Source organism: Streptomyces sp. URMC 126, from assembly GCF_051386555.1.
GTDB lineage: Bacteria > Actinomycetota > Actinomycetes > Streptomycetales > Streptomycetaceae > Streptomyces.
Genome location: NZ_JBPQTX010000233.1, coordinates 1 through 11,270, shown reverse-complemented (window position 1 = coordinate 11,270; position 11,270 = coordinate 1). Strand labels below are relative to the sequence as shown.

General features: G+C 75.1%; 9 protein-coding genes. 2 read left to right on the top strand and 7 right to left on the bottom strand.

Going from position 1 to position 11,270, the window contains the following annotated elements; translation table 11 throughout:
* Both ACSNOK_RS24190 and ACSNOK_RS24185 read left to right on the top strand, forming a co-directional pair.
* The coding region (locus tag ACSNOK_RS24190; RefSeq protein ID WP_436782865.1) for a penicillin-binding transpeptidase domain-containing protein at positions 1 to 972 on the top strand (972 nt) is incomplete at its 5' end.
* A 231-nt stretch (positions 973 to 1,203) separates the two neighbouring features.
* A complete protein-coding gene (locus ACSNOK_RS24185; RefSeq protein WP_436782864.1) occupies positions 1,204 to 2,055 on the top strand; it encodes an EamA family transporter in 852 nt (283 codons plus the stop codon).
* A gap of 245 nt (positions 2,056 to 2,300) precedes the next feature.
* On the opposite strand, the gene ACSNOK_RS24180 is transcribed toward ACSNOK_RS24185, so the two are convergent.
* The 7 genes from ACSNOK_RS24180 to ACSNOK_RS24150 form a co-directional block, all read right to left on the bottom strand.
* Positions 2,301 to 3,086, bottom strand: coding sequence for an SDR family NAD(P)-dependent oxidoreductase (locus tag ACSNOK_RS24180; protein ID WP_436782863.1), 786 nt, complete (start codon positions 3,084 to 3,086; stop codon positions 2,301 to 2,303).
* A 72-nt stretch (positions 3,087 to 3,158) separates the two neighbouring features.
* Positions 3,159 to 4,388: a serine hydrolase domain-containing protein gene (locus tag ACSNOK_RS24175; protein WP_436782862.1), complete on the bottom strand. Its 1,230-nt coding sequence runs from the start codon at positions 4,386 to 4,388 to the stop codon at positions 3,159 to 3,161.
* Between the two features lie 230 nt (positions 4,389 to 4,618).
* Positions 4,619 to 5,392 (bottom strand): energy-coupling factor ABC transporter ATP-binding protein, encoded by a 774-nt coding sequence (locus tag ACSNOK_RS24170; protein ID WP_436782861.1) that lies wholly within the window; start codon positions 5,390 to 5,392, stop codon positions 4,619 to 4,621.
* Positions 5,389 to 6,195 (bottom strand): cobalt ECF transporter T component CbiQ, encoded by an 807-nt coding sequence (gene cbiQ / locus ACSNOK_RS24165; RefSeq protein ID WP_436782860.1) that lies wholly within the window; start codon positions 6,193 to 6,195, stop codon positions 5,389 to 5,391. The genes ACSNOK_RS24170 and cbiQ overlap by 4 nt, the downstream gene beginning before the upstream one ends.
* A gap of 1 nt (position 6,196) precedes the next feature.
* Positions 6,197 to 7,216 carry an energy-coupling factor ABC transporter permease gene (locus tag ACSNOK_RS24160; RefSeq protein ID WP_436782859.1) on the bottom strand — a complete coding sequence of 340 codons (1,020 nt, stop codon included), beginning with the start codon at positions 7,214 to 7,216 and terminating at the stop codon, positions 6,197 to 6,199.
* A gap of 273 nt (positions 7,217 to 7,489) precedes the next feature.
* On the bottom strand, positions 7,490 to 8,686 hold the full coding sequence (locus ACSNOK_RS24155) for a MarP family serine protease (RefSeq protein WP_436782858.1): 1,197 nt from the start codon (positions 8,684 to 8,686) through the stop codon (positions 7,490 to 7,492).
* A gap of 201 nt (positions 8,687 to 8,887) precedes the next feature.
* A complete protein-coding gene (locus ACSNOK_RS24150) occupies positions 8,888 to 11,131 on the bottom strand; it encodes an MMPL family transporter (protein ID WP_436782857.1) in 2,244 nt (747 codons plus the stop codon).
* Positions 11,132 to 11,270: the final 139 nt, after the last annotated feature.

Genomic DNA, 11,270 nt, shown 5'->3' with positions numbered 1-11,270 from the left:
GGCGCGGGGGGCGGGGCGGAGGACGGAAAGGTCCTGCACGTGGTCTCCGACGGCGGTCCGGCCGAGATCCGGACGACGCTGGACCCGCGGGCGCAGCGGGCCGCCGAGGCCGCCGTGGCCGCGCGGCCGGACGCGTCGGTGGTGGCCGTCCGGCCGAGCACCGGGGAGATCCTGGCCGTCGCGGACACCGGCGCGCGGCGGGCCGGCTTCAACGCGGCACTGCTGGGCCGGACCGCGCCCGGCTCCACCATGAAGATCGTCACCGCCGCGCTGCTGCTGGAGCGCGGCAGGGCGCGGCCCGACCAGCCGCTCCCCTGCCCCAAGTACGCGACGTACGGCAAGCGGTTCCACAACGTCGAGCGGAGCGAGAACCCCGGGGCCACGTTCGCCCAGGACTTCGCCGCCTCCTGCAACACCGCCTTCGTCTCGCTCGCCGGCCGCGTCGCCGACGGCGACCTCGCCACCGAGGCGCGTGACGTGTTCGGAATCGGGGGCGACGAGTGGCAGACGGGGGTGACCACCTTCGACGGCAAGGTGCCGCCCGACACCGGAGCGGGGAAGGCCGCGGCGATGATAGGCCAGGGCACGGTGCAGATGAACGCCCTGACCATGGCCTCCGTGGCGGCCACCGTCCGCGAGGGAGCCTTCCGCCAGCCGCACCTGGTCGACCCCCGGCGCTTCGGGCTGCAACCGGCCCGCGCCGCCCGCCCCTTGTCCCCGGAGGTGGCCCGCGAACTGCGCGGGATGATGCGGCTGACGGCGGTCTCCGGAACGGGACGGTCGGCGATGTCCGGGCTCGACGGGGTCATAGGCGCCAAGACGGGCTCCGCCGAGATCGACCGGCAGGAGTCGCCGAACGGCTGGTTCGCCGCCTACCGGAACGACATGGCCGCGGCGGCGTACGTCCCCCGGGGCGGGCACGGCGGCGATTCGGCGGGGCCGGTGGTGGCGGAGGTGCTGCGGGTGGGGTGAGAACGCGGGCCGGGGAGGCGGGCACGAGCCCCCGGCAACCCGGCAGGGCTCGTCCCGGACGGGGCCGCCGCTCCGACGCGGACCGGCGGGTAGCCGCTCCCCGGGCGGACGGCGAGTGGCCCGCCCTCCTCCCCCTCCCGGGAGCCGTGACGGAGGTGACAGCCGGAAGGGCAGGGTCGGCACTAGCGTCGCGGGCATGCGTACGCACGAATCCCCGCACGGATCCGCCTCGTGACCCCGCTGGTCGTCGCCGCCGTCCTGGCCGCGGCGGTCACCCACGCCGGCTGGAACGCCATCGCCCATGGCATCCGGGATCAGTTGACGGCCTTCACCCTGGTCGGGGCGGGCAACTGCCTCGGCGGGCTGGCGGTGTTGCCGTTCGCGGCGGCGCCGGATCCGGCCTCCTGGCCCTACCTGGCCGTCTCCGGCGTCCTCCACGTGCTCTACATGGCCCTGCTGATGCGCTCGTTCACCCTGGGCGACTTCGGCCAGGCGTACCCGATCGCCCGGGGCACCGCGCCCCTCGCGGTCACCGTGTTCGCGGCCGTGTTCGCCGGGGAGCTGCCCGGCGGTTGGCAGCTCGCCGGGGTCGCCGTCGCCTCCACCGGGCTGGTGGGCGTCGCCCTCTGGGGCATCAGGGGCTCGGGCGCTCCGCCGCGGTGGCCGGCGATCGGCGCGGCCGCCGCCACCGGCCTCGCCATCGCCGGGTACACGGTCGTCGACGGCCTGGGCGTGCGCGCGTCCGGCTCCTCGCTGGGCTTCACCGCCTGGCTGATGGTGCTGGAGGGCCTGCCGGTCCCGCTGTACGCCCTGGCGGTCCGCCGCCGGGCGGTCCTCGCGGCGGCCCGCCCGTACGCCGTGCGCGGTCTGCTCGGCGGTCTGATGTCGATGCTCGCCTACGGGCTGGTGCTCTGGGCCCAGACCCGAGGGCGGATGGCGCCGATCGCCGCGCTCCGGGAATCGTCGATCATCGTCGGCGCGGCGCTCGGCACGCTGCTGTTCAAGGAGCGCTTCGGGGCGCCGCGGATCGCGGCGGCTGTGTTGCTGGTGGCGGGGATAGGCCTGATGCTGCACGCCGGCTGAGGCCGGCGTTCGCGGGGGGGGGTGCCCCGGTCCCGCCCTTTCGCCGTTTCCCGGAGCTGCGCCCCGGCCCCCCGAAACCGCGCTCCGCGCGGTTGTCCTCAAACGCCGGACGGGCTGAACCGTGCCCGAGCGCCCACTCCAGCCCGTCCGGCGTTTGAGGACAAAGCGGCGAAGCCGCTTTTCAGGGGGGCTGGGGGCTCGCCCCCAGGAAACGGGGAAAGGGCGGGACCGGGGCGCCTCCCCCCTCACCTCCCCCGAAGCGCCTCCCGCAAGCCGACGTTGGCGATCAGGATTCCGCCGTCGACAGGAAGCGTGACGCCGGTGATCCACGACGCGTCGCGGGAGGCGAGGAAGGCGACCGCGGCGGCGATGTCCTCGGGCCGCCCCACCCGCCCCAGCGGATAATGGTCGGCGGCCCGCCGCAGCGCGTCCTCACGGCCGTCCCAGTTGGGGGTGTGGACGGTCCCCGGGGCGATGAGGTTGACGCGGACGCCGCGCGGCGCGGCCTCGCCGGCGAGGGTGCGGGTGAGGCTCGCCAGGCCCGCCTTGGCCGCGCTGTAGGCGTGGTTGCCGTAGTCCTGCTCGCCGTTGACGGAACCGATGTTGACGATCGCGCCCCGCCCTCCGGCGGCGGCCAGGTGCGGCAGGGCCGCGCGGGCGCAGCGGAAGGCGCCGCCGAGCGTGACGTCGAGGTCGCGGTGCCAGAGCTCGTCGGAATGGTCCTCGAAGCGCTCGGGGTCGCGGCCGCAGGAGAGGGCGTTGTTGACGAGGACGTCGAGGCCGCCGAAGCGGTCCACCGCGTGGGCGACGGCCGCCTCCACGGCCTCCCGGTCGGTGACGTCGCAGACGTGGGCCTCGGCCGTGAGGCCGGCTTCCCGGATGGCGTGGGCGGTTCCCTCCGCGCGGTCCCCGTCCGCGTCCGTGACGAGGACGCGGGCGCCTTCGCCGGCGAGCCGCAGGGCGGTGGCGGCGCCGATGCCCCGCCCGGCGCCCGTGATCAGGACGGCCCAGCCGTCGAACCGTCGCGTCATGGGAGCTCCTCTCGCCGGGGTCGTCCCGGACGTCACTCCCGCACCACCGGTCGCCCGCCCGGGGCCTGTCCCCTACCCCGCCAGGGCGCGGGCAACCGCCCGGACCAGGGCCTGCGCACGCGGGTCGGCCGTCACGTTCTTCTGCATGCCGTTGGTGACGTAGCCGAAGGAGATGCCGGACTCGGGGTCGGCGAAGGCCAGGGAGCCGCCGCGGCCGGGGTGGCCGAAGGAGCCCGCGGCGAGCAGCGGCGAGGCGGGCCCGTGCAGCATGTAGCCCAGGCCGAAGCGGGTGTTGGCTATGAGGACGCGGTCGGGCCCGGCGGACTCCTCGCTGCGGGCCAGGGTGAGCGTGGCCGGCGCGAACAGTCTGCGCCGCTTGCCTTCCGCGTCCTCGACGTCGCCGATGAGCGCCGCGTAGAACCGCGACAGCGCCTCCGCCGTGGCGACGCCCGCCGAAGCGGGGAGCACGGCGGCCCGGTAGGCCGGGTCGTTCTCGTCGGGCAGCGGGTCGATGGCCGCGAAGGCGCGCCGGGTGAGCGACGCGGGGTCGCCGTACGCGTCGGAGACGGCCCGCTTGGGGCGGACGCGCAGGCCCGGCGTGCCGCCGGCGGCGGGCGGCTCGACGTCGCCGATGCGCCCCGCGCGGTGCTGTTCCGCCTCCGGCAGGCCGAGCCAGAGGTCCAGTCCCAGGGGCGCGGCGATCTCGTCGGCGATCCACGCGCCGATGTCGCGCCCGGCGACGCGCCGGACGAGTTCGCCGACGGTCCAGCTGTAGGTCTGGGCGTGGTAGCCGTGGTCGGTGCCCGGCTCCCAGGCGGGGGCCTGCGCGGCGACCGCGCGCGGGCCGCTGACGCCGTCGCGGGCCTGCTCGGGCGTGAGCGGGGTGTCCAGGACGGGCACGCCCGCGCGGTGCGCGAGCAGGTGCCGGACGAGGACGCGTTCCTTGCCGGCCGCCTTGAACTCGGGCCAGTAGGTGCCCACGGGCGCGTCGAGGTCCACCTGTCCCCGCTGGTGCAGCAGCAACGGCACGGCCGCGGCGACGCCCTTGGTGGCGGAGCGCACGATCTGCGCGGTGCCCGGCGTCCACGGCGGGCCGCCGTCGACGTCCCGGGTGCCGCCCCACAGGTCGACGACCTTCCGGCCGCCCTGGTGGACGACCACGGCGGCGCCGCGCTCGCCCCGGCGCGCGAAGTTGTCGGCGAAGGCGTCCCGGACCGGTTCGAAACCGTCCGCCACCGTTCCCTGGACGTCCGTCACTGCTGTCCTGCTCCCACTGGCCCCACCGGCCCGATCGCCGTACATGTCCTTCCCATGGTGCATCGCGACCGGCGTCCCCCGGTGAGCGGGTCACCCTCCGCCGGCGCGCGGGCGGCCGGGCGTCCCCGCTTCCCGGCGGCTTCCTGACGCCTTGCCGGGCCGGCCACGGCCATCCCCGGTTGTGACCGGGATCACGACGGAGAGCGGTGCGGGGCGGTCCGCGCCCCGGGGAAGTCGCGGCCCCGGCGCGGACCGGGCGCGGCTCCCGCCGGGCGTCACGTCCCCGGCCGGACCGGGACCGCCCCCGGGTCGAAGCCGAAGGGGAGTTCCAGCCGGTGCGCCCGCAGCAGTTCCGCGTCGCCGAGCAGCGTCCGCGTCGGCCCGTCGGCGGTGATCCTCCCGTCGCCGAGGACGACGGACCGCTCGCAGAGCTCCAGGGCGTAGGGGAGGTCGTGGGTCACCATCAGCACGGTGACGTCCAGGCTCCGCACGAGCTCGGCGAGTTCGCGGCGGGAGGCGGGGTCGAGGTTGGAGGAGGGCTCGTCGAGCACCAGGATCTCGGGTTCCATGGCCAGGACGGTGGCGACCGCGACGCGCCGCCGCTGTCCGAAGGACAGGTGGTGCGGGGGCCGGTCGGCGAAGTCCGCCATGCCGACCCGGTCCAGGGCGCGGTCGACGCGGGCGGCGAGCGCGGCGCCGCGCGCCCCGGCCGTGGCCGGGCCGAACGCGACGTCCTCCCGGACGGTGGGCATGAACAGCTGGTCGTCCGGGTCCTGGAAGACGATGCCGACCCGTCGCCGGATCTCGGCGAGGTGCGGGGCCGCCACCGGCAGCCCGGCCACCCGCACGGTCCCGGCGCCGCCGCCGAGGATGCCGTTGAGGTGGAGGACGAGGGTGGTCTTGCCGGCCCCGTTGGGCCCGAGCAGGGCCACCCGCTCGCCCTGACGGATCGTCAGATCGACGCCGTGGAGCGCCGGATGGCCGTCGGGGTAGGCGAAGGCCAGCCCGGATACCTCCAGCGAGGGCGGGACCGTCCCGGTGTCCGTCACAGCGGCATCCCTTCCGTCGTCAGGCGGACCGCCAGCGCGGCCAGCGGCAGCGCCGCGGCGCCCGCCCACTGGGCGGGACGCGCGCCGCCCGCGCCCTTCGCGCCGCCCGGGCCGAGCGCGCCGATGTCCGGCATCGTGCCCGCGTAGCCGCGGCTGACCATCGCGCGGTGGACGCGTTCGCCGCGTTCGTAGGCGCGGATGAACAGCGCTCCGGCGGACACGGCCAGCACGCGCCAGTGGCGTACGCCCCGCGCGGTGTGGCCCCGGGACTCCCGGGCGACGCGCATGCGCCGCATCTCGTCGGCGACCACGTCCGCGTAACGGATCATGAACGCGGCGATCTGCACCAGCGGCGCCGGCACCCGCAGCCGCCGCAGGCCCAGCAGCAGGTCCCGCAGGTCGGTGGTCGAGGCCAGCAGGACGGACGCGGCGACGCCCAGGGTGCCCTTGGCCAGCAGCGTCCCCGCGTCCCACAGCCCGGACTCGCTCAGCGGCAGCCCGAGGACGTCCACCCGCGGCCCGCGCGCCACGAACGGCAGCAGCAGCGCGAACGCCACGAACGGCAGCTCGACCGTCAGCCCGCGCAGCACGGCCCCGGCGGGCAGCCGGGCGGCCGCCGTGACGGCCGCGAGCAGCACCGCGTGGCACGCGAACGCCCACGGCGGGGTGGCCGGCGTGGCGGCCACGACGAGCATGAAGCCGCACGCCGAGACGATCTTGCACTGGGCGGGCAGCGTGTGGACCGGCGAGCCGCCCGGCCGGTACAGCGATCCGCGGACGGCCGCCGCGTGCCCGGCCCCCATCTCAGACGGCCTCGGTGCGCCGGGCCTCCTCCACCCGTGGCACCGGCGGGCGGGCCCTGCGCCGGCGCAGCACCACCAGGGCGCCCGTGCCGGCCGCCAGGGTGACGCCGACGCCGATGACCCCGGCGAGGGCGCCGGACGCGCGGGCGTCGTCGACGTCCTTCACCCGGTAGTCGGCCAGCGGCGAGTCCTCCGCGGCGTGGGCCCGCTCCTCGCGGTCGAGGCCCTTGTCCCGGGCCACCTTCTCCAGGCCGTCGGGCGTGCTCGCCGCGTAGTAGCTGACGAAGCCGGCCAGTACGACGGTGACGGCCATGACGGCGGCGGCGAAGCGGCACCGCGGGCGGGGGGCGCGGGCCGGAGCGGCCGGGGCGCGGGTCACGGCACGGGCGCCGTGGACGAGGTCGGGGCGGACGGCCATGACCGCGCCCACCGTCATCGCCGTGATCACCGCCTCGCCCACGCCGATCAGGGCGTGCACGCCCGTCATCGCCGCGAACACCGTGCCCACCGGCACGTCGGTGGTCCCGCCGAGGGCGTAGAAGAGGGTGAACGCGCAGGCCGCGGCCGGGACGGAGACCAGCGCCGCGCCGAACGACGCGAACGTCACCGCGCGCGGCCCGCGCGGCAGCACCGCCAGCAGCCCGCGGAACACCGCGTAGCCGACGAGCGTGGTGACCACCGCCATGTCGGTGATGTTGACGCCGAGCGCGGTGAGGCCGCCGTCCGCGAAGAGGAACGCCTGGGCCGTCAGCACCACCGTTATGCAGAGCAGTCCGGTCCACGGGCCGGCGAGCACGGCGGCGAGGGCACCGCCCAGCAGGTGCCCGCTGGTGCCCGCGGCGACCGGGAAGTTCAGCATCTGCACGGCGAACACGAACGCCGCGACCAGCCCGGCGAGGGGCGCGGCGCTCGCGGCCGGCTCCCGCCGGGCGCCGCGCAGGGCGAGCGTTACGGCGGCGAGGGCGGTGGCTCCGGCGGCGAGGGAGACGGGTGGGTCGATGAATCCGTCGGGTACGTGCATGGGGCGCCCACTTTCGGTCCGTGCCGATCGTGCAGGAGTGAACCGCTCGCATGATGGGCGCGCTGCGAAGCTCTCGCAAGAGCGTGCGCCGCGCGCCTGCGCGCCCCCTGCGGGGAGTTGTGCCCCAGTCCCACCCCTTCGCCGCTTCCCGGGGCCGCGCCCCGGACCCCCCTCGTCGCGGCTCCGCCGCTCGCCCTCGAACGCCGGCCGGGCTGGAGGGTGCGGGCGGGCGCCCCTTCGGCCCGTTGGGGCTCCTCCGCGGAGGGATCCCCCTTAAAGCGCCGCCCGGCTCCCCGTGCTCACCGCCCGCGTGGCCGTGGCCCCCAGCCGCGCGTCCTCCGCGACCTGGGCCGCGGTGAGCACGTACCCCGTCTCCGCGTTCGCCGTCGACCGCGCGAAAACCACCCCGTACACCTTCCCCGAAGGGGTGAGCAGCGGCCCGCCCGAGTTGCCGGGGCGGACGGTCGAGCGCACCGAGTACACCTGCCGGGTGGCGAGCCCGTCGCCGTAGATGTCCTGGCCCTTGGCGCGGAGTTCGTTGGCGACGGTCGCGGCGCGCAGGTCGAGGCCGCCGTTCTCCGGGAAGCCGGCGACGACCGCGGCGTCGCCCCGCTTGGCGGTCTTGTCGAAGGGCAGCACGGGCGCGTCCAGGCCGGGTACGTCGAGGACGGCCACGTCGGTCTCGGGGTCGAAGAGGACGACCTTGGCGCGGTGCGGCCGTCCGACGCCGCCGACACGGACGGTCGGGTCGGTCACGCCGGCGACGACGTGCGCGTTGGTCATCACGTGCCGGGGCGCGTAGACGAATCCGCTGCCCTCCTGGCCGCGCCGGCCGCCGTCGACGTCGGCTATGCCCTCGACCTTGACGACGGACGTCCGGGCGGCCCGGTTGGCGGCGACGGTGACGGCGTCGCCGGACGGCTTGGCGACGCTGGTGGCGGGCTCGTTCTCGAACGGGTTGAAGACCTGGGGGAACCCGGCGCCGGTGAGGGCGTCGGTGGTCCGGCTGAACCAGGTCGGGGCCTGTTCCGGCATCGCGTCCTGGACCGCGCCGAGCACCCGCGAGTCGCGTATCTGCCCGGTGAGCAGGGTGGAGTTCGCCGAGACGAGGACACTGGCGGCGACCCAGGACACCAGCAGGACGGCCAGCGAGTTGACGACCGCGCCGCCGGCGCCGTCCACCCCACGCACGGGCGCCCAGGTCAGCCGCCTCCGCAGGCTCCAGGCGAGCCGCCCGGCCAGGGCGTGCCCGAGCACGGCCGGGACGAGGACGACGAGGACCGCCACCACGGCGGCCGACGACGAGCCGGGTTCGAAATGGCCGACGACGGACGGCAGCACCCAGACGCCGAGGACGGCGCCGCCCAGGAAGCCGGCGAGCAGGACGGCGCTGGCGACGAGACCGCGCCGGAAACCGGAGACGGCGTAGCCGAGGACGACCAGGAGCAGAAGCACATCGAGCAGGTTCACCAGTGGAGCCCTTTCCCTTCACCCGCGCCCCCGACCGCGGCCACGGTCGCATGCCCCCGTGGACTAGGGAAAACGCGCGTTCCCGTACGGACGGTTCCCCGGCGTGGGCTTCGCCACGTCGGGGAACCGTTCTCCGCGACGGGAACGGGCCCGTCCCCCCGCCGTGGCGGAAGGACGGGCCCGAGGCGCGTCAGGCGAGCGTCAGACGCGGGTCAGCCGGGGGTCGGCGTCCGGGTCGGGGTCGCCGGCCTTGTCGGCGGGCGCGGACTCCGAGGCCAGCTGCTTCCGCAGCCCCTCGCCCTCCACGTCCACGTTCGGCAGCGCCTTGTCCAGCCAGCGCGGCAGCCACCAGGCGGCCTTGCCGAGCAGTGCGAGGACCGCCGGGACGATGGCCATGCGGACGATGAACGCGTCGAAGAACACGGCGATGGCGAGGCCGAAGCCGATCATCTTGATCATCGACTCGGAGGAGCCGATGAACCCGGCGAAGACGCTGATCATGATGACCGCGGCGGCCGTGACCACCCGCGCGCCGTGCCGGAAGCCGGTCACCACGGCCTCGCCCGGGCTCTCGCCGTGGACGAACGCCTCGCGCATCCGGGTCACGAGGAAGACCTCGTAGTCCATGGCCAGGCCGAAGACCACGCCGACCATGAAGATCGGCATCATGCTCATGATCGGGCCGGTCTCCTCGACGCCGAAGAGCCCGCTCAGCCAGCCCCACTGGAAGACGGCCACGACCGCGCCGAGCGCCGCCACCACGGAGAGCAGGAAGCCCAGGGCCGCCTTGAGCGGTACGAGCACCGACCGGAAGACGACGATCAGCAGCAGGAAGGCGAGGCCGACGACCAGCGCCAGGTAGGGCAGGAGCGCGTCGTTCAGCTTCTGCGAGACGTCGATGTTCATCGCCGTCGTACCGGTGACCAGCACGGTCGCGCCGGTCTCCGCCTTCAGCTCCGCGCGCTTGTCGCGGATGGCGTGGACCAGGTCCTCGGTCTTCTCGCTGCTCGGCTTGGACTTGGGGACGACGTTGAAGACGGCCGTGTCGCCGGCCTTGTCGGGCATCGGCGGGGTGACCGCGGCCACGTCCTCCATGCCGCCGATCGTCCGGGCCACCGTCTGCGCGGCCTTGGGGTTCTTCCCGTCCACCACGACCATCAGCGGACCGTTGTAGCCGGGGCCGAAGCCCTCGGCGATCATGTCGTACGCCTTGCGCTGCGTGGTCTTCACCGGCTGCGAGCTGTCGTCCGGCAGGCCGAGCTGGAGGGACGCGGCGGGCGCGGCGAGCGCGCCGAGGCCGACGATGCCGGCCACCAGCACCCACACCGGGCGGCGCAGCACGAAGCGGGCCCAGCGGGTGCCCATGTTGGGCTTCTCCGCCACCGGGTCACCGGCCCCGCCCTCGCCGGCCCCGCCGCCCTTGTGGGCCTTGCGGACCTTGCGGGCCAGCACCCGGCGGCCCGCGAAGCCGAGCAGCGCGGGGATGAGGGTGAGGGCGATGAGGACCGCGATGACCACGGTGCCGGCGGCGGCCATGCCCATCTTGGTCAGCATCGGAATGTTGACCACCGCCAGGCCGACCAGGGCGATGACGACGGTGAGTCCCGCGAAGACGACGGCGGAGCCGGCGGTTCCGACCGCCCGTCCGGCGGCCTCCTCGCGATCGCGCCCCTCGGCGAGTTCGGCCCGGTAGCGGGAGACGATGAACAGCGCGTAGTCGATGCCGACCGCGAGGCCGATCATCATGGCGAGCGTCGAGGTGTTGCCGGACAGGCCCAGCGTGGACGCGAGCGCGGTGATCGACGAGATGCCGATGCCGACGCCGATGATCGCCGTCAGCAGCGGCAGCCCCGCCGCCACCAGCGAACCGAACGTGATCACCAGGACGACCGCGGAGACGATGATGCCGATGATCTCCGTGGAGCCGGTCTCCGGCATCTTCTGGAGGGCGCTGCCCGCCATCTCCACGGTCAGCCCGCTGTCCTGGCCGTGCTTCCGCGCGTCCTCAAGGGTGTCGCGCGAGGCGTCGGTGACCTCGTTCGACGCGACCTTGTAGGTGACGAGCGCGTACGCCGTCGACCCGTCCTTGCTGACGGTGTGCGCCTGGAACGGGCTGGGCGCCGACGCGACCTGGGATCCGGTCAGCTCGCCGACGACCTTCTCGACGGCGGCCTTGTTCTTCGGCTCGGTGATCTTCTGGCCGTCGGGGGCGCGGAAGACGACGCGCGCGGAGGCGGCGTCGGCCTTCTGGCCGGGGTAGCGCTCGGCCAGCAGGTCGAAGGCGCTCTGCGCCTCCGTGCCGGGTATGGAGAAGCTGTCGTCGGTGGACTTGGACGCGGTGGCGGCCCCGGCGCCGGCGAGGCCCAGGAGCAGCACCCATATGAGGGCGACGTACCAGCGGCGCCGGAAGGCGAGCCGGCCGAGTTTGTAGAGGAAAGTGGCCACGAGGAGATGGACTCCCGTCGGGTCGGAGAACGAGCAACTGGCAGTGGGGAACCAGCCCGACGACGAGAGCGGCGCGTCAGGTGGATCGGTGGGGAGGTATGGGGTTGTCGCGGTGGGGACCGCGGCGTGTGTGGGGGCT